Origin of the sequence: Pseudoflavonifractor sp. 524-17 (assembly GCF_009935845.1) — a bacterium.
Lineage (GTDB): Bacteria > Bacillota > Clostridia > Oscillospirales > Oscillospiraceae > Pseudoflavonifractor_A.
Genome location: NZ_QWEK01000045.1, coordinates 1 through 23942 on the forward strand (window position 1 = coordinate 1; position 23942 = coordinate 23942).

Here is a 23942-nt window from a genome sequence, read left to right on the forward strand (position 1 = left end):
TTATTCTGTCTGTTCGGAGGTTTCCTTTCGGTTTAAGCCTGTCCACAAAACAGGGGCTTGCTTTTTATTTTAACACCTTATTGTCTACAAAACGGGGTTTCTTTTAGCGTATCAGAAGGGTGTCTTTTTTTCAATAACGTGTCCACGCTATTGGGTACATTATAGAGTATGAATCCCCAGCCCGGTGACTTCCGAAAACTCCCCAATCGAATAATCCAAAAAAATCCCTCCATACTCTTGACATAGAGTTTACTCTATATTGTATGCTCACATTATATCTGAGAAATGGAGGGATTACAAATGCGGTCGACAAAAAAATACACTGTTATTACCGGGGCCAGTTCTGGCATAGGGTATGAAACCGCGAAAGCCTTTGCAGAGCGAGGCAAGAACCTGATCGTTGCCGCCCGCCGCAAGTCAAAGCTGGAACGTCTGAAGCATGAAATTTTAGAAAGGCACCCCACACTGGATGTTGTTATCAGAACAGTTGACCTCTCTGCGCTGGAAGGGGCGTATCAGTTTTATTCCGGGCTGAAGGACTTCCAACTGGAAACATGGGTCAATAACGCCGGCTTTGGAAACTATGACAGCGTGGCCCACCAGGCTTTGGAGAAAATTGATACCATGCTTCGGCTTAATATCGAAGCCATCACCATCCTCTCATCTCTGTTTGTCCGCGATTATAAGGATGTTTCTGGAACACAGCTTATCAACCTGTCCTCCTGCGGCGGCTATACTATCGTTCCTACTGCTGTCACTTACTGTGCGACAAAGTTCTATGTCAGCACGTTTACCGAAGGGCTGGCCTGGGAACTGATTGAGAGCGGAGCAGGGATGCGGGCCAAGGTGCTGGCTCCGGCAGCGGCACAGACGGAGTTCGGCAAAAAGGCAAATAACGTGGAGCAATATGATTATGATATCATCGAGCATTATACTCATATTGATATCAATTTCTGGAGAGATGAAATCTGTAAGATTAAGTGATTTTGTAACTTACTTTTCAAATATGTGCAAAGTGGAAATAACTGCAAAATTTTTGTATACTGAAGGAAACCGTTAAATCCGCCCGACCGTCCTGAGGGCGCTGGATTGCGCTCTGTCCGCTTCCTTTTACTGTCAATTGTCTCCAATTCCGTCAAAATCCAGGCCGCACAACTCCAAAAATCCGCAGCTGTTCTCTTTTTGCGTAATCTGCTGAAAATCGTCCCGGGCGCAATCCAAAATCGTTCTGGTCTGTTCGCCGCCGGCCCGCTCCTCCAGCGTGTCGGAAAACACCCGGTAGAGATGGGCCAGGTGGTACACCCAGGGCAGGCGGGCCCGCTGATCCAGGTTCAGGCGCGCCGTATCGCCGCTTTGATGATGGGCCGTACCCCGAAACCATATGTCGCAGTGGGGAGCGCCCTCTGTGAGGTTCGCCTTTGACTCAATCACCACAGCTTCGTCAAACCCTCTGCCCAGGGCGGCGTCAATATTGCGGCAGTACACCGCCCCATATTGGCACAGATCGTACGCTTTCCACGTCTCTGCCCAGGGACATTTTACGGCGCAGTCCTGCATGTCTCCCTGGTCATTCCACGCCGTTCTGCTGGCAAACTGGCCGGGCTGGAGACAGTACTCCCGGTAGAGGAGGTAGGTGGCCGTACAGATGGGCAGGCCGTCTTTCTCCGCCCGCCGGCGCATCCGGCCGCCCCGCTGGAGTCCGTAGCGGATCACTGCTTCCCTCACAATGTCTTCCCCCGGTTCCCCCAGTGCTTCACAGACCGCCTTTGCCAGCAGGCCAAAGAGCAGCGCGTGATCCGCCGCGCCGTAGTCAGGAATCCCCCCTCTTTCCCTGTTCATCGCGCGGCCAGCTCCTCTTCCGTCCGGCAGACCGTGATGGATCCATCCGTAATTCCCTGCTTTGCCGCCTCATACGCCTCGCTGACTTCTGGATCCAGCTCCAGGTACGGGCTCAGCTCGCAGGCGATGGCACCGTCTGCAACGCCCATGGAGTAGGAGCCGCTCTCAAAAGTCCCATTGACGATATCGCTTAGGACGGCGCTGACGCCGGGGGCGTAGTTATTGGGCTGCGCGCCCACCATCAGCTCCGGGAAGTCGTCAAACCGTCTGGAGTTGGCCGATATCATCAGCACCTCGCCCAGATGCTCCATTCCCGCCGCGTAGCAGCCCTCGCCAGCCTTATTGGCGTTGACCAGAATCACATCTACCCCGTTGTTGATCAGCGCTAGAGTGCTCTCCTTTGCCTTGCCAACGTCGGTGCCGGAGCCCACAAATGTAAGCACCACCTCTACAGAGGGATCGGTGTCCAACGCGCCCTGCTTGAAGCCGATCATGGACTCCTTTATATTAGGCAGCTCCTGGGGGCCGACGTACGCCACTTTATGGTTGGCAGAGGTCTTGGCGGCGATGACGCCGGCCAGGTAGGCGCCCTCCCAGGCCCGGTTGGACATGGCGGTAATGTTCTCTGTGTTGATATTGCCGCTGGTCACAAGATAGTAGGTGTCCGGATACTGCTCCGCCACCCGGGCGCAGGCATCCTGATAGTCGTTGCTGTGGGCAAAGATCAGATCAAAGCCTCGGGCGGAGTAGTCCTCCACCGCCTCCAGCACGTCGGCGGGAGAGTTGGTCTCAATGTAGCTGAATTCCGCCCCAAAAGCTTCCGCTGCTTCCTTTGCCGCGTTATAGCCCATGGTCCCCCAAGCGCCGTCGTTAATAGATCCAGGAATCACCGCCGCAACCTTGCAGGTCTTCTCTCCGCCGCCGCTACTGGACGCCGCCGCCGGCGCGGAAGTATCAGGGGGCGTTGTGCCTCCGCCTCCCCCGGATTGGCCGCAGGCGGACAGGGCGGCGGTGAGCATTACCCCGCCCAGCAGGATCGTCAGCGTCTTTTTCCATGTGGCTTTCATACTGCTTCCTCCTTTTTCACCGTTGCGTTTTTCTTTGCCATGGCAGGCCATATATCTTCCAGGTACATGACCGTTCTTCTCACCGCTCCCTTCTCTCCATGCAGATTGGGCAAGTGGAAAAGACCGCCTTTCCCCCCTGACGCTCTACACAGGTATGCCTCAGCCAGCGGCTGTCATCCCGGAGGGGATAGTCTTCCCGGTAGTGGTGCCCCCGGGACTCCCTGCGTATCCGGGCGCATCCCGCCACCAGCCGGGCCGTCTCAACCAGGGATTTCAGCTCCGTCAGCTCCATCAGCGGCTGGTGGAACTTCTGGCCGGGTACCCGGAGGACCGCCAGCTCCTCCTCCGCGCCGTCCAGCCAGGCCATAAAGGCCGTCAGCTTCTCCTCGCTGCGCACCACGCCCACCGCGTCCTGGGCCCGCCGCCGCAGCTCCGCCTTGAGGGGCGCCATATCCGGCGCTGCTCCTTCTGCAGTCATGCACCCCAGCACCCGCGCCTCCTCTTCCTCCAGACTGGCCCGATCCGGCCTCACATCCCCATGGGCGGCGGCCCAGTTATGGGCCGAACGGCCCGCCAGATATCCAAACACCTGGGTTCCGCCCAAGGCGCTGCCGCTGAGCCGGTTGGCCCCCTCGTAATTGCCAGCCGCCTCTGGCGTGCAGAACAGGCCCGCCACACTGGTCCGGCACTGCTCGTCAATGTGGACCCCACCCAGCTGGTAGTGGGCCCCGGGGGCCACCTCGATCTTGTCTCTCACCGGGTCAAGCCCCTGTTTTTGCAGATACCGGTATTGCTGATTGTCCAGCTGTTGGGCCACAAATTCGCTCCCCTTGGGGGAGTCCCCCACATACCAGAACAGCCCACCGTGGGAACCGCCTCTCCCCTCCTCAATCGCTCGGTTCATCAGGCGCATGGCCTCGTCCCGCACGGGGATGGGATTCTTGGGAAGCACCGCCCGGCCGGCGGCGTCCAGGATATCTCCATCCAGCCGGTCTGCGGCCAGAAACTCATAGTGGACAAAGGCGCCTTTTGCCGCCGGCGGCCACACAATGACAGAGGGGTAAAAGAGTATCATCTCCATATCCACCAGCCGGGCCCCTGCCCGGTAGGCCAGGGCCAGACCGTCGCCGGTGGAATCCGCCGGGCAGTCGGTGACCGCCCACAGCTGCTGGCAGCCCCCGGTGGCAAGTATGGTGGCGGAGGCCTGGAGGCAGGTCAGCTCCCCCGTCTTCAGATTCCAGCCCACCGCGCCGCAGACGCTTTTGTCCGCCCCGGTTACCAGCCCCGTCACCAGGAAATCATCCAGCATGGAGATGTTCGGGTGCTTGAGACAGCTGTTTTTCAGCGGTCCCAGCATCCCGATTCCTCCGCCGTGAAAGCTGATGTTCCGGGGGTAGGTGTGCCCTGGGAAGCGGCTGAGGAGATAACTCCCATCCTCGTTCTTGCGGAAGCGTACGCCGTAGCCCTCCATATCGTGAATCCGGTCACAGGAGTCCCGTGCCAGCGCCCACGCCAGATTCCGGTCCGCCAGCTGGTAGCCGTAGGCCACTGTGTCCTCATAGTACTGCTCTGGGCTGTCTTCCGGGTGGAAGGGCGCCTGGGTCCCTCCACCCGCCGTGAGGGTAATGCCCGACCGGCCGGCGGGGCCTTTGTTTGTGACAATCACACGGGAGCCCGCCTGCGCTGCAGCCAGCGCCGCCCGGGCGCCGGAGGCGCCCATGCCGATCACAAGCACGTCTGTGGTATCGCATTTGTCCATCGCCCGCATCTCCCTCCTAATTCTCTGCCGCCAGCGGCTGACGGAAGTCAACTACCAAGTCCTGAAGCACCTTATACTTGCTGTGGGGCCGGAGGGACACCGTCTCCCCCGGGTTCACCAGCACGGTGCATCCTTTTACGTCTCTGCCGTCTACATTCACCAGACAGGAGCCGCAGGTACCGTGAAAGCACATGGAGGTCCGGCACGCCAGCGTCGGATCGGTTTCGTGCAGCCGGGTCAGAAGGCTCATGACGGACATGGGATATTCGCTCTCTATCTGATACTCCTCCAGCGCCGCTTTTCCGCTGCGGTAGACGTAGGCCGTGATGGCGCGGGTTTTCTGTACGTCCGCCATGCTCATCTCCCTCCCAGCCGGTTCAAAATGGTTCGGGTCACTGCCCGGGCCGGCAGGACATAGGCGCACTCCGGCGACGCCACGGCAAAGTCCGCCGCGTGCAGGTCCCCCGTAAAGCCGCTGACTGAGAAATGCAGCGTGGGCACCAGCTGGGAGACATTTCCTAAATCGGTGCAGTACCGGCCGTGGGGACTGCGCAGGATTGGGATCTCCAGCGCCTGGGCCGCGTCCTCCAGGCAGAGGGCCAGTGTCTCATCCCCCCAGAAGGGCTCATAGCCTGCGGAAACCTGAATCTCCGCCCGCCCCCCAACCATGGCCGCCGCATGTCTGGCGATCTCGCCGGTACGGTTTGACAGGGCCTCCAGCAGCTCGTTGGTTTTCGCCCGCAGCTGAATGGACAGCTCGCTTTTGTCCGGTATGGTGCTTAAATTGTCCCCCCCGCTGGTGAGGATGTAAGCCATTCGGATCCCCTCTCCCTCCGGGAAAGTCTCCCGCATGGCCTGCAGACCATTGATGCACAGCACTGCCACGTTCAGGGCGTTGATCCCGTTCTGGGGGCACTCCGCAGAGTGGGCCTGCTTTCCCCGAAACATACACCGTATGCTCACAAATCCGTTACAGGACTCCTGAATGTAGAGCTTTGGGGTAATTTCCACCCCCTCTGTGTAGGCATGGGTGGACACTACCGCGTCAATCCCGGTGAAATAGCCCTGGCGGATGAGTTCATTTTTTCCGCTGGCGTATACAATCTTTCCCTCATTTTGCAGCTTCTCCACCAGCTCCTGGGGCAGCATCTCCTCCGCCGGCACCGCCAGAAAGACCAGCTCCCCAGGCAGCTGCCCCCGCACTTCCGGCCGTGAGAGGACATCGGCCACCGCCAGCAGCATGGTTACCTGCATATTGTGGCCGCACACATGGGCCATGCCAGTCTGGGGATCTGCCAGGGGGTGCTGGGGGCAGTAGACCGCGTCCAGCTCCGCCAGCACGGCCACCCGGGGACCAGGCTCACTTCCTTTTAATCTTCCAATGCAGCCGGACACGGGCAGGGGCTCCAGGCTGGTCAAATTCATCGCGCCCAGCTGCTCCATTACAAAGGCCGTGGTCCTCCGCTCAAAAAAGCCCCGCTCCGGCATCTTTTGAAGGGCATCGCCCCACCGGATGTACTGTCCGCTGTTTTCTCTTAAAACACGGTCGGTCCACGCTTCTACTGCCGCAAGATTCATCGCTTACACACACTCCTTTTCTCGGCGCGCCGCCCCTGCCCCCCACTAGAGGCCCTTCTCACTCTCCTGTCCCCCCGGGGAGGGCCGCTTGGCACGGCTGCCGCACTTCCTGCGCTGTTTGGGGGCGAAGTATTTTCCGTGCCCCTCCGGCGCGTTTCCATGGCCGGAGACGCACATGACAATCAAGGTAAAGACATAGGGGAGCATCAGCAGGAACTGGTTGGGCACATCAATTCCCATGGCCTGCAAACTGAATTGCAGCGCGTCAGCAAATCCATAGAGCAGGCAGCCCAGCATAGCGCCCACCGGCGTATACTTCCCCAAGATAATAATGGCGTAGGCCGCGTACCCCTTTTCCGCCGACATCTTCTCCACGAACACATTAGACGAGGCAATGGACAGATAGGCCCCCGCCAGACCCACAACAGCGCCCGTCACCAGCACCGCCATGTGGCGGTACCGCCATGTGGCGGTACCGCCGCACCGGCAGCCCGGCGGTGTCCGACGCATTGGCGTTCTCCCCGATGGACCGCCACTCCAGGCCCACCATAGTCCGGTAGAAGAAGAAGCACTGCGCCGCAATCAGCAAAAACGCCAGATATACCAACGGGTTCTGTTGAAAGAACACCGGTCCAATCAGCGGCAGCTTTGATAGGACGGGAACGGGCAGGTTGGACAGAGCCACAACACTCACCACATCGGTGCTTACCCCAAAGAGGGCCCGGTTGAAAAAGCTGGTAAATCCTGTGGAGAAGAGCACCAAAGCTGTGGCCACCAGCGCTGCCCGGGCGCCGATCCCAACCACCAGATAGCTGTAGATGGCGCATACCGCCACCCCCGCCGCCATGGCAGCCAGCATTCCCACCAGAAGGCTGCCGCTGAAGAAAGCCCCCACAAAGCCGGCAAAGGCTCCCATCAGCAAAATAGCCTCCAGCTCAATGCTGCTCACTCCCGCCAGGTCGGAGAAGAGTCCCCCCGCCGCCGCCAGCAGGAAGGGCGCCGCCAGCCGGATGGTAGACTGCAAAATGGTCTCCAGATTGGCACCAATCAGTTCTAACATCTCTCTTTCCCCCTTTTCAGCCATTGTAGGATCTGGGGCTGGAGCACGGTATAGGCCACCACAAAGAGCAGAACCAGCGCCTGGAGCAGCGCGGACAGAGACGAGGGTACCCCCAATGTACGGGCCATCTGGTTGCAGCCTGTGTTTAACCCGCCGAACAGCATTGCGCTGAAGATAATCGCCAGGGGATTCAGCCCCGCCAGCAGGGCCACTGCAATGGCGTTATAACCGTAGCCCGGCGAGATGCTTACGTACAGCTTCCAGGTCAGGCCCAATACCTCAATCCCTCCCGCCAGTCCTGAAATGGCGCCGCTGATGGCCAATGTGGACACACAGATAAATTTGGGATTTACACCGGCATATTCTGCGGCCAGGGCGTTCTGCCCCGCCATTTTGATCTGGAAGCCGTAGGTGGTCTTCTCCAGCACAAAATAGGCCAAAACCGCCGCCGCAACTGCAATAATGATTCCGATATGCAGATTGCTGTTCCCCTGGAGCCTGGGCAGGCGGGCCGCCTCCACAATCTCCTGAGACTCCGAGTAGATTTTATTGGGCTCCTGAAGGGGACCATTCACCAAAAATCCCACCAGCAGCACCATGATAGAGGAGATCATCACCGAGGTCACCACCTCGGACGCCCCCCGCCTGGCCTTCAAGTAGCCGGGGATCGCGCCGCACACACCCCCGAAGACCACCGCCGCCCCCAGCAGCAGGGGGATCAAAAGCCATGACGGAAGGCCGCGGTCCCGCAGGATCCCTTCCAGCAGCGTGACCCCCAGGGCGCCGGCGAAAAACTGTCCCTCCGCGCCGATGTTGAAGGAGGCGCCCTTGAAGGCGATTGCCACACCCACGCCGATGAGCATCAGCGGCGTGGCCTTCATCAGCATCTGAGACACCGCCCGGCGGGATCCGAAGGTGCCCTCCAAAATAGCTGCCCCTGCCGCCGGCACATCGTACCCCGCCAGCGCCAGAAAGAAAGCGCCCACCACAAAGGCTGACACAATGGCCAGCAGCGGGACCAGGACCGCCGGCACCGCCTGTTTCACTCGCTCCTTCATCTTTTATTCCTCCCATGCGGGCGACAGCGCGCTGAAATCTCTTGACACGCCGGTCATCATGGCGCCCAGCTCGTCCTGGGTTACCTGATCGGCATAGACGCAGCCGGTCATCTCTCCATTGAACAGGACAATAATCCGGTCGCTGAGGGACATGACCTCGTCCAATTCCGCTGACACCAGCAGTACACCCTTTCCCTTCTGCCGTTCCTTCAAAATACACTGATGGATGTACTCCGTAGCGCCAATGTCAACTCCCCGGGTGGGCTTCACCGCCACCAGCAGCTCCGGATTGAGGGAGAGCTCTCTGGCCACCACCACCTTCTGCTGATTGCCTCCGGACAGGTCCGCGGCCTTTGTCCGCTCGCTCTGGGTACTGATCTGATAGCTGTCAATCAGCCCACGGGTGAAGGCGGCCGCCTGCCGCTGCTTTAAGATGCCGTGCCGGGAGAAGGGGGGCTCACCATGGCTGACCAGAATGCTGTTGTCCGTAAGATCCATGGAGAGGATCAGTCCCCGGGCATGGCGGTCCTCCGGGATGTGGGACAGCCTGTGCGCCCGCACCTTGCGGGGCGGCTGGTTGGTCACTTCCTCCCCGTTTAAGTAGACATGGCCGGACTCCGCCCGGTACAGGCCGGTAATGGCCTCCACCAGCTCATTCTGGCCGTTTCCGTCCACGCCCGCCACCCCCAGAATTTCGTGGTTGTACACTTCAAAGGAGATATCGCAGATCCGCTTCCCCCGCTCCCCTTTCACACACAGCTTGTCCACCTTAAGCACAGGATAGCGCCTCATTGCGCTGTCCGGCCGGTCCTTTTCCATAGGACACAGCGCCCGGCCGATCATCATGCGGATCAGCTCTTCCTTGGAAGTCTCTTTGGTCGCCCGCTCCCCCACTACTCTGCCCTGGCGGAGCACCAGCACCCGGTCGCTGATCTCCATCACCTCGTCCAGCTTGTGACTGATGAAGATGACCGACTTCCCCTGGGCGGTGAGTTGGCGGATAATCTGGAACAGCTCCTCAATCTCCATAGGGGTCAGTACTGCCGTTGGCTCGTCCAGCACCAGGAGCTGGGCCCCCTTGAACAGCGCTTTCATAATCTCCACCCGCTGCTGCAGCCCAATGGGCAGCTCCCCTACCCGCATATTGGGATCCATGGAAAAGCCGTAGTCGTCGAAGATTTTCTGAATCCGCCGGTTCTGCTCTCTCAGATTCAGCCTCTCTGTCACGTGCTCCCGCAGGCCCAGCATCATGTTCTGGGTCACTGTAAAATGGTTGACCAGCATGAAGTGCTGATGTACCATCCCGATCCCCAGGCGGATTGCGTCCTTGGGGGATTCAATCGCCGCCGGCGTGCCGTTTACCTCGATGCTGCCGCTGTCCATCGCCTCTAGGCCGTAGATCATCCGCATCATAGTGGTCTTTCCCGCGCCGTTTTCCCCTAGAATAGCCAAAACTTCCCCGTCCTCAAGGCGAAAGCTGATGTCCTCGTTTGCCTGAACGGCGCCAAAGCGTTTTGAAATATGTTTGATCTCCAGACTCAATTCCACCCACCTCCTAACCGGCAGAATCGCTGCATCCCTTTCCCAGCCTCAGGGCCGGGCCAGGATCCGAATGCGCATAAACGCAGGATTCAGCTTGTCAGAGCTGTACGCCAGCGGTTTATTCTGAAAGGAATAGTACACGCCGTTTTGGATCATAAACGCGCTGCCAAGAGGAATGCTCAGCTGCTGGGCGTCCAGCTCTCCAGCCACGGCGGGAATAAACTCCGAGTCGCCGTAGGCGATATCCTCCTGCATATAGTGCTGAATCAGGTCAAAGACGTTAAACATGCGCTCTGAGTCCGCTGGAAAGCGGTGAAACAGCTTGGCCGGCAGCCAGTTGGTCCCGCAGACCGCCGGTACGCCGTCCACATAGATCATTCTGCTGTAGAAGAATGCGTCGTCCCCCTCCGCAAGGCCCAGCCGCTCCCGTATCTCTTTCGGTGGAATCCGTTTTTCGCAGTAGGGCAGCCCCACCGTGGGCTGGTGTCCCTGCGCCCGCAGAATCGTCAGATAGCCAGGCATCCGTCCCAGGTACTGGTCCCGCTCCAGGAGCATCGTCCTGTGATAATAGTTTCCCGATCCGTGCTTCTTTGTCACCACGCCCTCAAGGCTCAGCAAAAGCAGCGCCTCTCTCACCACCGCCACGCTGACCCCAAACTGCCTGGCCAGCTCACTTTCGGGAGGCAGCTTGTTGTTGCTTCCATCCGAGCTCTGAATCAGCTCAATGATGTCCTCTTTTACCTGCTCGCTGAGCGCGATATTTGCCCTTGCTCTCTCCATCGTCAATCCTTCTCCTGTCCGCAGCCGCTCCGGCGAAAGCGTCTGTTTTTCCTTCTCATATCATTGAATGACTTTATAATAAAACAAGTCATTCAATCTCTTTCAATATCATTATATCTTATCTTGTGTGCAAAAGCAAGCCTATTTTCAAAATTGTAAAATCTCTTCTCTTTTTGCGGCCGTCTATTGTTATTTTGAACAAAATCTCTATACTGCCACTTCTGCTGTTTTCCTCTGGCGGCCGCTGTTTTCTGCGTCCGCGCACCGCCTCAGATCGGTCTCAGCAAAGGACTGGACAATGGGGTTCAAGTGGAGTAAAATAGGCAAAAAGGTGATGGGATCTCCAGACGGCCCCAGAAAAGGACCGCACTATGGACGGCGTCGGGGAGATTTTGGCGCAGTTCCAGAAGTTATGCCTGCGTACTGCCGAACATACTTATAAAAGCAGCACAGTTTGGGCCTGGGGGCGGAGCAGATAACCGGCTGCTTCTCCTCCAGCCAGAGAGGCCCATCAGAATAGGAGGTCTATCATGGCAGATATTACAGCCATCGGCGAAATTCTCATTGATCTGACCCAGACCGGCGTCAGCGAGGCGGGAGTCCCCCTCTTTGCCGCCAACCCCGGCGGCGCACCAGCTAATGTGGCGGTGGCCGCCGCCCGCCTGGGGGCCAAGACCGCGTTTATTGGAAAGACGGGCCAGGACGGCTTTGGCGGCTACCTGCACCAGGTGCTGGAGGACAACGGGGTAGACTCCTCCGGCCTGCGCACCGGCAGGGAGGCCACCACCATGGCCATTGTCTCGGTGGACCCCTCCGGCGAGCGGGACTTTCAGTTTGTCCGGGGGGCGGACTGCGCCCTCTCTCCCCAGGAGGTAGACGGGGCCAAGCTGGCCCAGACCAAGGTGCTCCACTTCGGCTCGGTGAGTCTCACCCAGGACCCCGCCCGGACCGCCACCCTCTCCGCCGCCCGGGACGCCCGGCAGGCGGGGGCGCTGGTAAGCTATGACCCCAACTACCGCGCCGCCCTGTGGCCCAGCCAGGAAGAGGCGGTGGAGCGGATGCGCGCTCCCCTGCCCCTGACCGACATTCTCAAGCTGTCTGAGGAGGAGCTGCCCCTGCTCACCGGCGTATCCGACCGGGAGGAGGGCAGCCGCCTCCTGGCCCAGCAGGGAATCGCTCTGGTACTGATCACCCTGGGGGCGGACGGCGTGTTCTGCCGCTGGCAGGGGAAGACCTGGCATCAGCCCGGCATTCCCGTCAAGGTGGCGGACACCAACGGCGCGGGAGACACCTTCTTCGGCGCCGTCCTCAGCCGCCTGTGCCGCCGGGGGAACCGGCCGCTGGAGGGGCTGACCTCCTCCGAGCTGAAGGACATTCTGGCCTTCGCCAACCGGGCGGCGGCCTTTACCTGCTCCCGCAGCGGGGCCATCCCCGCCATGCCTGCCCTGGACGAACTCTTTGACGAGAAAGGGGATCCGCGCCTGCCATGAGAAAAGCCACCGCCTTTGACCAGCGCCTGACACGGCACTATGACGAATTAAAGTGGCTCTACTATGAGCTGTATCACAACAATGAGAAGGCTTTCGCCTACTTTCTGAACATACTGGAGCAGTGCTGGACGCAGCGCAAGAAGGCGCTCCGGGACCAGGATCGCCGCCGGGAGGCCGATCCCAACTGGTACCGCCGCCGGGATCTCCTGGGCATGATGCTCTATGTCAGCGCCTTTGGCGGCACCCTGAGAGGGGTGGCGGAGAAGCTGCCCTACCTCCAGGAGTGCGGGGTGAACTACCTCCACCTGATGCCCCTGCTGGACACCCCCAAGGGCCGCAGCGACGGGGGCTACGCCGTGTCCGACTTCCGGACCGTCCAGCCCGATCTGGGCACCATGGAAGATCTGGAGGCCCTGGCCGACGCCTGCCGGAAACGGGGGATGAGCGTCTGTCTGGACTTTGTAATGAACCACACCAGCGAGGACCACGAGTGGGCCAAAAAGGCCCGCGCTGGGGCGCCGGGCTATCGGGAGCGGTACTTTTTCTACAACAGCTGGGACATCCCCTGGCAGTTTGAAAAAACCGTGCCCCAGGTCTTCCCCACCACCGCCCCCGGCAGCTTTACCCAGCTGGACGAAGGCCAGATTGTTATGACCACCTTCTACCCCTACCAGTGGGACTTGAACTACGCGAACCCTGTAGTCTTCAACGATATGACGGAAAACCTCCTCTTCCTGGCCAACCGCGGGATCGACGTCATCCGTCTGGACGCGATCCCCTACATCTGGAAGCAGCTGGGCACCGACTGCCGCAACCTGCCCCAGGTCCACACGCTGGCCCGAATGCTGCGCATGGTGTGCGAAATCGTCTGTCCCAGCGTCCTCCTCCTGGGGGAGGTGGTGATGGAACCCGCCAAGGTGGCCCCTTACTTCGGTACGCCGGAGAAGCCGGAGTGCCACATGCTCTACAACGTTACCACTATGGCCACCACCTGGCACACCCTGGCCACCGGCGATGTGGCCCTGCTCAAACGGCAGATGGACGCGGTGTGCGCCCTGCCCAAAGAATTTCTCTTTTTAAATTATTTGCGCTGCCATGATGACATCGGCTGGGGTTTGGATTATAATTGGTTAAAAGAACGCTTCGGCATGGACGAAGTGGCCCACAAAAAATACCTCAACGACTACTTTACCGGCAAATGGCCGGACAGCGACAGCCGGGGCGAGCTGTACAACGACGATCCCCGTCTGGGGGACGCCCGTCTGTGCGGCACCACCGCCTCTCTGTGCGGGATTGAGGCCGCCGCTTATGAGCGGGACCCCTTCAAGCTGGATCGGGCCGTCAGCTGCGATGTGGCCCTTCACGCCTGGATGGTCTCTCAGAGCGGCATCCCCGTTATCTACAGCGGAGACGAGGTGGGCCAGCTCAACGACTATACCTATCACACCGATCCGGACAAGCAGGCAGACAGCCGGTACCTTCACCGGGGCAAGTTCCAGTGGGATCTGGCCGCGATGCGCCGGGACGCCAGCACCCGCCAGGGGAAGCTGTTCCGCGCCCTGCGCCGGCTGGAGGCCATTCGGGCGCAGGAGCCCTGCTTTGACGCCCAGGCAGATGTGTGGACCGAAGACAGCGGCAACCCCCATGTACTGGCCCTGTGCCGCCGCCTTGGAGCGCGGGAGCTGGTTTGTCTCTTCAACTTCAGCGGCAATTTTGTCCGCGCCGGGGTGCGCCGCAAGGGGGGATATACCGATCTGATGTACGAAATCCACCACGACCAGATCGAGGATATCCAGCTCTACCCCAACAGCTTTGCCTGGCTGCTGCGGGACTCCGCCGAATAAAAACCTCAGTCTCTGAAGGCGCTCCTTTTTAAACATCTATGCCGCCGGACGAATGCCGGCTTTTCCGCCGTACCCCACCAAATAATTTGCCGAGGAAAGGGAGTATTTGCATGAAACAGTTCACCTATACCATCACAGATCCTGTGGGCATCCACGCCCGCCCGGCCGGACTGCTGGTCAAGGCGGCAAAGGCGCTGGACAGCGCCATTACCATCGAGAAGGCCGGCGGCAAGTCCGCCCCCGCCACCAAGCTGATGGCGCTGATGGGCCTGGGCGTCAAGAGCGGGGACACGGTGACTGTCACCGCCGAGGGCGGCAGCGAGGAGGCCAGCCTTGCCGCTATGGAGCGCTTTTTTCAAGAGAATCTATAAAGGAGGGACACAAAATGCAGGTAGCCACAGGAAAATCTATTCTCAACGGAATTGCCATCGGCCCGCTGCGGATTTATAAAAAGACGGAGATTCAGACCTGTCAAAATTCCACCCTCACCCCGGCGGAGGAGTGGGAGCGCTTTGACGCCGCCCGGCGCAAGGCCCAGGAGCAGCTGGCCGGCCTGTACGATAAGGCTTTGGACGAGGTGGGGGAGGAAAACGCCGCCATCTTTGAAATCCATCAGATGATGCTGGACGACGACGACTATCTGGACGCGGTCAAGGCCATTATCGACACCCAGAACACCACCGCCGAGTACGCCGTCACTACAACCGGCGATAACTTCTCCGCCACCTTCGCCGCCATGGAGGACGAGTATATGCGGGCCCGGGCCGCGGATGTAAAGGACATCTCCCGCCGGGTGGCGGATATCCTCACCGGCCAGCAGGACGCCGGAATGGACGGCGGCCGGCCGGCCATTCTGGTGGCCGATGACCTGACCCCCAGCGAGACTGTCCAGCTGGATAAGAGCAAGCTGCTGGGCTTCATCACCCGCCACGGCTCCTCCAACAGCCACACCGCCATTCTGGCCCGCACCATGAATATCCCCGCTCTCATCGGCGTGGACTTCGACGACAGCTGGGACGGCAGGCTGGCCGTGCTGGACGGCTATAACCACTGCGTCTATATCGATCCCGCCCAGGAGCTTCTCGCCACCATGGAGGAGAAGCGCAAAAGCGATCTGAAGCAGGAATCCCTTCTCCAGAATCTGAAGAAAAAGCCCAATATTACGCTGGACGGCAAAGAAATCAAAGTCTACGCCAACATCGGCAACGCCAGCGACGTGGGGCTGGTGCTCCAGAACGACGCCCAGGGCATCGGTCTGTTCCGCAGTGAGTTCATCTACTTAGAATCAGAAAACTATCCCACTGAGGACCAGCAGTTCGCCCTGTACAAGCGTGTGGTGGAGACCATGGCTGGTAAAAAAGTGATTATCCGCACTTTGGATATCGGTGCGGACAAGCAGGCCGCCTACTTCAATCTGGACAAAGAGGAAAATCCCGCTCTTGGCTACCGGGCCATACGCATCTGTCTGACCCGGAAGGAGGTTTTCAAGCAGCAGCTGCGGGCCATTCTCCGGGCCAGCGCCTTCGGCACCGTGTCCATCATGTTCCCCATGATCATCTCCGTCCGGGAGGTACGGGACGCCAAAGAGATTCTGGCCGAGTGTACAGCCGAGCTCCAGGCCCAGGGCACTGCCATAGGCAAGGTGGAGGTGGGTATTATGATCGAGACCCCCGCCGCCGTCATGCTGGCTGACGAGCTGGCTCAGGAGGTGGACTTCTTCTCCCTGGGCACCAACGATCTGACGCAATACACCTTGGCCATTGATCGTCAGAACCCCAAGCTGGACAACTTCTACGACCCCCACCACCCCGCCGTGCTGCGGATGATCCGCCATACGGTGGAGGCCGGACACCGGCACGGCTGCTGGGTGGGGATCTGTGGTGAGCTGGGCGCCGATCTCACCCTCACCGAGACCTTCCTGCGCATGGGTCTGGACGAGCTGTCCGTCTCCCCCTCCGCCGTTCTCCCCCTGAGAAAGCTAATCCGCAGCCTGGATCTCAGCAGCGCCCCAACCACTTAAATCACCCCAACCATAAAAAGGGAAGCCCTCCTCCGGGATGGCTTCCCTTTTTCACTGCGTTTCATTTTAGTAGTCAAAGACATAGGACTCGTAGGCATTGATCACCTGGGTCGCTCCATAGACGGAGCACCTGGGGTGCCTGAGCCCGTAGTTCATGTGGACATGGCCATGGACAAAATACCGGGGCCGGTAGCGGTCCAGCAACGTGTTGAACGCCCCGAACCCGCTGTGGGCCAGGTCAGTCCCATCGTTTACCCCTCGGGCGGGGGCGTGGGTAAGCAGGATATCAAAGCCGTCCCACCGGCGCAGGGTCAGCCCGCAGCGCAGCACCCGCAGACACATCTGCCGCTGGGTATATTGGTGCGCTCCCTCCCGCTTGTACCGCATGGAGCCGCCCAAGCCAAAGATCCGCACCCCTTGATGGGTAAAAATATGATTTTCGATACAGATGCAGCCCTCCGGCGGCTCAACCTCATAGCAGTCGTCGTGGTTACCGTGGACGTAGATCACCGGCGCGGCGGTAAAGGTGGTCAGGAAAGACAGGTATCGGGGACTGAGATCACCGCATGAGAGGATTAGGTCCACACCCTCCAGCCTTCGCCGGTCAAAGTGCTCCCACAGTGCGGAAGACTCCAAATCCGACACCGCCAAGATCTTCATCGGCCCCACAGCCCCTTCAGGGGGACCAGGTTTTGCAGCGCCTCTTTCACCGAAAACGCCTCACGGAGCTGGGAAAACTTGGGCTTCAGCTCCGCCGGGGTACAGTTCTTCACCTGGTCATAGCCAAAGGTATCCAGAAAGAGCAGCATGGCGTCCGCCGTAGTCAGGCGGCCCGCCAGCTCCTTGGCGCTCTTGTCCCCATAAAGGGCGGAAAAGTGGGTGTAGAAGGAAAAGAAATCCTGCCGATCCTCCTCGCTCCACGTCTCCTCCGGCCCCTTGCCCACCGCCGCCTGGAGCCGGGCGAACCGCCCCGCCCCGCTGAACCACAGATAGTTGACCCCCGACAGCTGATAAAAATCCGCGTACTCATAGTAAATCCGGCTACCCAGCGAGTCATTTCGGGCCGGCAGAATCCGGGTGACATAGGCGGGAATGCTCACCGCGCCGAAATAGCGCAGAACACTCACCCGCTTGTGCCCCTCCACCACATAAAACGTGTGCATGTATTCGTACACTTTGATCGGGTCCTGGATGCCCTCCTCCATATGGGCCCGGCACAGGGCCATCCACTTATCGGCAAATTCCGAATCCTCTTCCATCAAGGGCAGAAAGCCGCGGGAAAAGCACCGGCTCCGCCCGGCGGTCCGGGTTCCCACCACCAGCTCCAGCGGCACGTCCACCAGGCCGAGACTCACCTCGCCGCAGGTCACCTCCACCGCCAAAATCTCCTCCAGTACCGGCAGATGGGGCGCCCCTCCCTTGGCCTGACAGAGCTTGGCCTCCTTCTGCCCCAGCAGACGCGCTTTGTGATATTCCCCCGCATACATACGGATGCACCTCCCGTGTGTTCTCACATACCGGCCGCCCAGCCCCCGCCGGGCTCAAGACACCTGCTTCAGCACCGTGCGCACAAAAAAGTTCCCCAATAAGCACGGAATAGAAAAGCCGATCAGCAGCAGGTAGATGGCGCTCAGGGGAAATTCCAGCACCGCCGCCGTCAGCGTCCCATAGACGCACAGCGCCGACACAATAGCCCGCAGGGGCCGCGCCGCCCCCAGAATTACGGCCAGACGGAGGGACTGCCAGATCCTCCGCTTTGTGGTCAGAAGGCCGTAAAAATAGGAGGACGCCAGAAGCGTCAGCAGAAAGATAGTGGAGCAAAGCAGAAACGGCAGGAAAAACAGCGGCTGCGCCAGCGCCCGGCTGAGATAAAACCATGCGCCGTATCCCCCCAAAACCAGCGGTACCGCTGTAATGAAAAAGGCCCCGTAACCCCGCCGCCAGAACGTTCGAAACGCGGTCCGGTAGTGGTAGAAGAGATCCACCGGCTGGTCCAGCACCATGGAACGCACCACGCAGTTCATGGCAAAAATAGCGGGCGGAATGGTGACAACGGGGACGCAGCTGGCCAGAAACAGCAAATTCAGCTGAAACAGCGTGACGCTCTCCAGGGATAAAATCTCCACAAAGCGGGCCATACCGGTCTTTTCCGGGGCATTGGGGTCCACGCCGGGACCGGGTGCGGCATAATCTTTCCGAAAAAACATGTCTCTCCCCCTTCCTGCCTCTCACGGTAGTTTTGCAGTATAACACAGCTCTCCTCCACATGCAAGGGCAAGAATCTGACCTCCCGGGTAAATTTCCTGCCTTTCGGCGAAATGTCAGTTTTTTACCGGAGTCATCTTGAAATTACCCTTGTGCTCCCGGAAAACCCATGCTATTCTGTTGCCAAAATCGCAAGGAGGAGATTCCATTATGGCCAGTATCACGTTTAAACATGTAGAAAAAACCTACCCCGGCAACGTAACCGTCGTCCCTGACCTGAACCTGGAGATCCAGGACAAAGAGTTTGTCATTCTGGTGGGCCCCTCCGGCTGTGGCAAGTCCACCACTCTGCGCATGATTGCCGGCCTGGAGGATATCACCAGCGGCGAACTGTATATCGGCGACCGGGTGGTCAATGATGTGGCCCCCAAGGACCGCGACATCGCTATGGTATTTCAGAACTACGCCCTGTACCCCCATATGACCGTGTATAAAAACATCGCTTTCGGCCTAAATTTGAAGAAGCTGCCCAAGGATGAGATCGACAAGCGGGTCCACGAGGCCGCCAAGGCCCTGGATCTGGAGCACCTGCTCAACCGCAAGCCCAAGGCCCTCTCCGGCGGCCAGCGGCAGCGCGTGGCCTTGGGCCGGGCCATGGTGCGCAATCCCGCCGTCTTTTTGCTGGACGAGCCCTTGAGCAACCTGGACGCCAAGCTGCGCACCGCCATGCGCTCTGAGATCAGCCGCCTGCACAAGCGCCTTCAGACCACCTTCGTCTACGTCACCCACGACCAGACCGAGGCCATGACCATGGGCGACCGCATTGTGGTCATGAAAGATGGCATCATCCAGCAGAACGACACCCCCCAGAACCTGTACGACTTCCCCTGCAACCTGTTTGTAGCCGGGTTCATCGGCTCCCCCCAGATGAACTTCCTGGACGCGGTCATCACAGAACAGGGCGGCACCTACTGCGTCCAGATCTGCGGCAGTACCATTCCCCTCTCCGCCCGGATGGACAAAGCGGCCCTGGCCCCCTACGCAGGCAAAACCGTGGTGCTGGGCATCCGCCCCGAGGACATCGATGCCGCCCCCGCCGGCGCCAAGGGCCACCTGGATGCCAAGATCGAGATCGCCGAGCTGATGGGTGCGGAGATCAACCTCCACCTGGACTGCCAGGGCAGCAAGCTGGTGGTCCGCGCCGCCTCCACCTTCCCCGGCCGGGAGGGCGATATGGCCGCGCTTACTCTGGACACCGAGAAGATCCACCTGTTTGACAAAGAGACCGAGCGCGCCATCGCCCACTAGCCAGAACGTTCCAAGCAAATGGAGGTGTCCCATGCCCCCTCGTCAGACCGAGAAACGAGAGATCCGGCCCGCGGCCCCTGACACGACGGTTCAGGGGCTGTTGGCTCTGCCCCTGGCCCACGTCCTCCCCCTCTCCGCCGGAACCCGCTTTTCCGGCTACGGAAAGACAGGGGACTACATTCTGTCCGCAGCGGTACAGGGAAATCTTACGGTCTCTTCCCATAGACAGTATGCCCTGCTTCACCCCGGACAGGCGTTTCTTCTGGGCAGTCCCGGGGAGTATCTCCTCCAAGCTGTGTCTGACGGGCTGTACCTGCTGGTACAGCTCCAGGGGGAGCTGATCCCGCGCCTTCTGGAGGAGCGCCTGTCCGGCGGCGGCGCTCTCTTTTCTGCCGGGGCGGCGGCGGTGCGGGAGGCCGTTCTCTCTCTGGCCGTTCTGGAGGACGAACAGGGACAGGCCCCCGGCGCTTCTGCCTCCGCCCTGGCCTACGCGCTCCTTCTCAAGCTGCGCCTCCCCGCCCAGGCCGCGGAAAAAATCCCCGGCTCCCCTCTGGTGGAGTCCGCCCTAGCCATCATTCAGGAGGAATTCCCCTTTTTGGAGGGGGTGGACGAGCTGGCGGAGCGGTTGGAGGTCTCCCCCGCCCATCTCAGCCGGGTCTTTGGCAAAAAGACTGGCATCTCTCCTGGGAAGTATATCACCCGGGTGAGGATCGAGTATGCCAAGCTGCTGCTGCAAGACCCGGATACCACCATCGCCTATGTGGCCGAGGCCTCTGGCTTTGCCAACGCCAACTACTTTGCCAAGGTATTCCGCCGGGAAACCGGCATGTCGCCCAGCGAATATCTGGAGAGCACCCCCAGACAGGGAGGCCGGATTGCACATTTTGGTATATAGCTCCCCGGCTGCCCGCTCCCTTCTCTGGAACACACCCTAAAAACCCCCTCTATTTTTCGGCAATTTTCATAATTTTTATTCATCTATCTGTGCATGCTAGATGAATCTTCTCTAAAATATACCCAAATGTCGTGCAAGTTGCATCTAACGCGTCTCTTGCGGCATTTGGGTATATTTCGTAAATTCCAGTCCATTTACAGAATTATGGTATCCGTATTATCATTTTTGCAGAACCCTCCATCGGCTGGCGGAACGCAGCCGGCGGAGAAAAAATACCTGTAGAGTGAGGAGTGGAGTTATGAAAAAAATTCGCCCTATGGCTGCCGTCATTCTGGCCATAACACTGTTTGCGTCCCTTTCCGGATGTGGCGCGTCAGATGGAAAGACCCACCTGACCTTCCAAATCTGGGACGTGGCACAGCGTGACGGCATGCAGGCCATATGCGACGCCTACACCGCCCAGCATCCGGATGTGGTCATCGAGGTGCAGGTCACCAGCTGGAGTGAGTACTGGACCAAGCTGGAAGCCGCCGCTGAGAGCAATACCATGCCGGACCTCTTCTGGATGCACACCAACCAGATTCTGTACTATTCCGACTTCGGCAAGCTGGCCGACCTGACGGATCTGTACAACGGCGAGGATCCCAATTACTACACAGAACACTTCTCCGAAATCTCCCTGGACAACGCCAGAGGCAACAATGGCCGGCTTTACGGCGTACCCAAGGACAAGGACAACATCTGCCTGGTCTACAACAAGGAGATGTTTGACGCCGCCGGCGTGGCCTATCCCGACGAGAGCTGGACCTGGGACGACCTCACCGCCGCCTCGGCCCAAATCCACAGCGCCACCGGCAAATACGGCTACATGGCCTACGCTGACGAACAGCTGGGTTACTGGAACTTCGTCTATCAGGCCGGCGGCTGCATCCTTACCGAGGACAAGACCCAGGGCGGCTTTGATCAGCAGGCCACGAAGGACGCCATGAAATTTTATATTGACCTTCAGAAAAACGACTGGTGCCCTGACCAGGCCTATTTCGCCGAAACCTCTCCCGGCACCGCCTTCTTTTCCGAGGTGGGCGCCATGTTCCTTGAGGGCAACTGGAACCTGATGGCTGAGATGAAGGATTACCCCAATATGCAGGGCAAATGGGATGTGGCCGTACTGCCCAAGTGCCCCACTCCTGTGTCCGGCGACGGCCGGGCCACCATCTCCAACGGCCTGTGCTACTCCACCTCCGCCACCGGCAAGCACCTGGAGCTGACCAAGGATATTCTGAAATACTTCGGCTCTGAGGAGGCTCAGCGGATCCAGGGCGAGTACGGCGCCGCCATCCCCGCCTACAACGGCCTGGAGGAGAGCTGGATCAGCGCCTTCGACCAGTTTGAAGCCAAGCTGAATCTGGACATCGTCATCGACCAGTTCGACTACTGTGTACAGAATGTCAACAACACCTCCCGGCCCAAGTGGAAGGCCCCGGTCAACGATGAGCTTATCAAGATCTACAGCGGCCAGGTGGACTTTGACACCGGTCTGGCCAACATCCAGTCCATCATCAACAACGCCAGCGCGGCGTCGTCCAACTGATTACAGAGGGAGGCATTTTTGTGAAAGGTAAAATGAAGCTCTCCGTTGCCGCCCGGCGGGAGGAAAACTGGGGTTGGATCATGGTGGCCCCTACCATCATCGGCCTGGTGATCCTCAATATCTGGCCCTTCCTCCAGACGCTGTACGCCAGCTTCTGTGAGCATCTGGGCTTCGGCTTCTACAAATTTGTGGGCTTTCAGAATTACATCAACATGTTCCAGGATCCGGAGTTCTGGAAGGCCACGTGGAACACCATCTACTTCTGTATTCTGACCGTGCCTGTGGGAATCTTTCTTTCTTTGCTGGTGGCCATTCTTCTCAACGCAAAGGTCAAGGGTAAGGGCTTCTTCCGCTCTGTCTTCTTCCTGCCCATGGTGTGCGCTCCGGCGGCCATTACCATGGTGTGGCGCTGGATCTTTAACAGCGAGTACGGCATCCTGAACCAGATGTTTGGCGCCCATATCAACTGGATCACCGACTCCAAGGTCGTTATGGTCACCTGTGCCGTAGTGGCCATCTGGAGCGCCATCGGCTATGACGCCGTTCTGCTTCTCGCCGGCCTTCAGAACATCTCCAAGTCCTACTACGAGGCGGCGGAGATTGACGGCGCGGGAAAGATTACCCAGTTCTTCCACATCACCCTCCCCATGGTCTCCCCCACCTTGTTTGTGGTGCTCATCATGCGCCTGATGTCCTCTATGAAGGTCTATGACCTGATTTACATGATGGTGGAGGACACCAACCCGGCCCTGTCCAGCGTGCAGAGCCTGATGTACCTGTTCTACCGTGAGTCCTTTGTGGCCGGCAGCCGCGGTTACGGCTCCGCCATTGTCATCTGGACCGTTCTTCTCATTGGCATCGTGACTGTCATCCAGTTCGTCGGCCAGAAGAAGTGGGTCAACTACGAAGTCTAATCGAAAAGGAGGGTCTGTGGTGAAAACAAGTTCTATGGGTCAGTCGAAAAAGATTGTGACCATAATTACCTATCTCGCGCTGGGCCTAGGCGCCATTATTATGGTGTTCCCCTTCCTGTGGATGATCCTCACCAGCTCCAAAACCGTGACAGAGAGCATGCGTATTCCCCCGTCCATTTTTCCCGCCCAGATCATGCTGGACAATTTCAAGGACGCCATTGCCAGCCTGCCCTTCGTAAATATGTACCTGAATACCGCCCTGATGATTGTCTTCCGGGTCATCTTTGCCGTGGCGTTCAGCTCCATGGCCGGCTACGCCTTTGCCAAGCTGCACTTCCGGGGCAAGAACATTCTCTTTGGCATTGTGCTGATGCAGATGATGCTCCCCAGCCAGATCTTCATCATTCCCCAGTATCAGATGGTGGCAAAGCTGGGTATGGCCAACACCATCTTCGCCCTGGTCTTCCCCGGCCTGGTCAGTGCCTTCGGCACCTTCTTCCTCCGCCAGGCCTACATGGGCATTCCCAACGAGATCGGCGAAGCCGCCTATTTGGACGGCTGCAATCAGTGGCAGTCCTTCTATAAGGTGATGTTCCCTCTCACCTCCTCCTCTGTGGCCGCCCTCACCGTGTTCACCGCGGTGTTCGCCTACGGCGATCTGATGTGGCCCCTGGTTGTCAACTCCGATCTGAAGATGATGACCCTCTCCTCCGGCCTTGCCACCCTGCGGGGACAGTTCTCCACCAACTTCCCGGTACTCATGGCAGGAAGCCTCCTGGCCATGCTGCCGATGGTAATTCTTTACCTGTTCTTCCAGCGTCAGTTTATTGAGGGCGTTGCTATGACTGGCGGCAAATAAGCATTCCTTTTCAGCGGCCCCGGCGCACTTCGGTCCGTCCGGGGCCGTTTTTCTGCCCAATTTTCACTGGTTTCCTCCCGCTGTATTTCGTCGTTTTAACCAGTTGCATCCAAGAAGAAAATCCCTTACAATG

At 59.2% G+C, this 23942-nt stretch carries 23 protein-coding genes; 10 read left to right on the forward strand and 13 right to left on the reverse strand.

Annotated elements, in window-relative coordinates; genetic code table 11:
- Positions 1-300: 300 nt before the first annotated feature.
- Entirely contained in the window at positions 301-984 is a 684-nt protein-coding gene (locus tag D1159_RS14450; protein ID WP_161846359.1) for an SDR family NAD(P)-dependent oxidoreductase, read from the forward strand.
- Positions 985-1116: 132 nt separating this feature from the next.
- On the opposite strand, the gene D1159_RS14455 is transcribed toward D1159_RS14450, so the two are convergent.
- From D1159_RS14455 to D1159_RS14500, 10 genes are all read right to left on the reverse strand, one after another.
- The gene (locus tag D1159_RS14455) at positions 1117-1839 is read right to left on the reverse strand and encodes an L-2-amino-thiazoline-4-carboxylic acid hydrolase (RefSeq protein ID WP_161846360.1); all 723 of its coding nucleotides are present in this window, start codon (positions 1837-1839) and stop codon (positions 1117-1119) included.
- Positions 1836-2906, reverse strand: a complete 1071-nt coding sequence (locus D1159_RS14460) for a BMP family protein (RefSeq protein ID WP_161846361.1) — start codon at positions 2904-2906, stop codon at positions 1836-1838. The genes D1159_RS14455 and D1159_RS14460 overlap by 4 nt, the downstream gene beginning before the upstream one ends.
- A gap of 79 nt (positions 2907-2985) precedes the next feature.
- Complete coding sequence (locus D1159_RS14465) at positions 2986-4665, reverse strand: FAD-binding protein (protein ID WP_202621101.1); 1680 nt, start codon at positions 4663-4665, stop codon at positions 2986-2988.
- 16 nt (positions 4666-4681) lie between these two features.
- Positions 4682-5020, reverse strand: coding sequence for a 2Fe-2S iron-sulfur cluster-binding protein (locus D1159_RS14470; RefSeq protein ID WP_202621102.1), 339 nt, complete (start codon positions 5018-5020; stop codon positions 4682-4684).
- A gap of 2 nt (positions 5021-5022) precedes the next feature.
- A complete protein-coding gene (locus D1159_RS14475; RefSeq protein ID WP_161846364.1) occupies positions 5023-6243 on the reverse strand; it encodes an amidohydrolase in 1221 nt (406 codons plus the stop codon).
- Between the two features lie 45 nt (positions 6244-6288).
- A complete protein-coding gene (locus D1159_RS14480) occupies positions 6289-6693 on the reverse strand; it encodes a hypothetical protein (RefSeq protein WP_202621104.1) in 405 nt (134 codons plus the stop codon).
- The gene (locus tag D1159_RS14485; protein ID WP_161846366.1) at positions 6626-7303 is read right to left on the reverse strand and encodes a hypothetical protein; all 678 of its coding nucleotides are present in this window, start codon (positions 7301-7303) and stop codon (positions 6626-6628) included. The genes D1159_RS14480 and D1159_RS14485 overlap by 68 nt, the downstream gene beginning before the upstream one ends.
- Complete coding sequence (locus D1159_RS14490; RefSeq protein WP_161846367.1) at positions 7297-8361, reverse strand: ABC transporter permease; 1065 nt, start codon at positions 8359-8361, stop codon at positions 7297-7299. The genes D1159_RS14485 and D1159_RS14490 overlap by 7 nt, the downstream gene beginning before the upstream one ends.
- Positions 8362-8364: 3 nt before the next feature.
- Positions 8365-9903, reverse strand: a complete 1539-nt coding sequence (locus D1159_RS14495) for an ABC transporter ATP-binding protein (protein ID WP_161846368.1) — start codon at positions 9901-9903, stop codon at positions 8365-8367.
- A 48-nt stretch (positions 9904-9951) separates the two neighbouring features.
- Complete coding sequence (locus tag D1159_RS14500) at positions 9952-10683, reverse strand: GntR family transcriptional regulator (RefSeq protein WP_161846369.1); 732 nt, start codon at positions 10681-10683, stop codon at positions 9952-9954.
- A 530-nt stretch (positions 10684-11213) separates the two neighbouring features.
- Between D1159_RS14500 and D1159_RS14505 the strand changes: the two genes are divergently transcribed.
- From D1159_RS14505 to ptsP, 4 genes are all read left to right on the forward strand, one after another.
- Positions 11214-12173 (forward strand): carbohydrate kinase, encoded by a 960-nt coding sequence (locus D1159_RS14505; RefSeq protein WP_161846370.1) that lies wholly within the window; start codon positions 11214-11216, stop codon positions 12171-12173.
- A complete protein-coding gene (locus D1159_RS14510) occupies positions 12170-14017 on the forward strand; it encodes an alpha-amylase family protein (RefSeq protein WP_161846371.1) in 1848 nt (615 codons plus the stop codon). The genes D1159_RS14505 and D1159_RS14510 overlap by 4 nt, the downstream gene beginning before the upstream one ends.
- A 110-nt stretch (positions 14018-14127) precedes the next feature.
- Positions 14128-14388 carry an HPr family phosphocarrier protein gene (locus D1159_RS14515; RefSeq protein WP_161846372.1) on the forward strand — a complete coding sequence of 87 codons (261 nt, stop codon included), beginning with the start codon at positions 14128-14130 and terminating at the stop codon, positions 14386-14388.
- 14 nt (positions 14389-14402) lie between these two features.
- Positions 14403-16037: a phosphoenolpyruvate--protein phosphotransferase gene (gene ptsP / locus D1159_RS14520; RefSeq protein ID WP_161846373.1), complete on the forward strand. Its 1635-nt coding sequence runs from the start codon at positions 14403-14405 to the stop codon at positions 16035-16037.
- 66 nt (positions 16038-16103) lie between these two features.
- On the opposite strand, the gene D1159_RS14525 is transcribed toward ptsP, so the two are convergent.
- Genes D1159_RS14525 through D1159_RS14535 form a run of 3 tightly spaced genes read right to left on the reverse strand, consistent with a single transcriptional unit; the run spans position 16104 to position 18244 of the window.
- A complete protein-coding gene (locus D1159_RS14525; RefSeq protein ID WP_161846374.1) occupies positions 16104-16697 on the reverse strand; it encodes a metallophosphoesterase in 594 nt (197 codons plus the stop codon).
- Positions 16694-17524: a hypothetical protein gene (locus tag D1159_RS14530; RefSeq protein ID WP_161846375.1), complete on the reverse strand. Its 831-nt coding sequence runs from the start codon at positions 17522-17524 to the stop codon at positions 16694-16696. The genes D1159_RS14525 and D1159_RS14530 overlap by 4 nt, the downstream gene beginning before the upstream one ends.
- Positions 17525-17578: 54 nt before the next feature.
- On the reverse strand, positions 17579-18244 hold the full coding sequence (locus D1159_RS14535) for a DUF624 domain-containing protein (RefSeq protein ID WP_161846376.1): 666 nt from the start codon (positions 18242-18244) through the stop codon (positions 17579-17581).
- Between the two features lie 208 nt (positions 18245-18452).
- On the opposite strand from D1159_RS14535, the gene ugpC reads away from it, so the two are divergent.
- The 5 genes from ugpC (at position 18453) to D1159_RS14560 (ending at position 23809) form a co-directional block, all read left to right on the forward strand.
- On the forward strand, positions 18453-19550 hold the full coding sequence (gene ugpC / locus D1159_RS14540; protein ID WP_161846377.1) for a sn-glycerol-3-phosphate ABC transporter ATP-binding protein UgpC: 1098 nt from the start codon (positions 18453-18455) through the stop codon (positions 19548-19550).
- Between the two features lie 31 nt (positions 19551-19581).
- Positions 19582-20445 (forward strand): helix-turn-helix transcriptional regulator, encoded by an 864-nt coding sequence (locus D1159_RS14545; protein ID WP_161846378.1) that lies wholly within the window; start codon positions 19582-19584, stop codon positions 20443-20445.
- 298 nt (positions 20446-20743) lie between these two features.
- A complete protein-coding gene (locus D1159_RS14550; RefSeq protein WP_161846379.1) occupies positions 20744-22036 on the forward strand; it encodes a sugar ABC transporter substrate-binding protein in 1293 nt (430 codons plus the stop codon).
- A 32-nt stretch (positions 22037-22068) separates the two neighbouring features.
- Entirely contained in the window at positions 22069-22950 is an 882-nt protein-coding gene (locus D1159_RS14555; protein ID WP_161846385.1) for a sugar ABC transporter permease, read from the forward strand.
- Positions 22951-22984: 34 nt separating this feature from the next.
- A complete protein-coding gene (locus D1159_RS14560; RefSeq protein WP_161846386.1) occupies positions 22985-23809 on the forward strand; it encodes a carbohydrate ABC transporter permease in 825 nt (274 codons plus the stop codon).
- Positions 23810-23942: the final 133 nt, after the last annotated feature.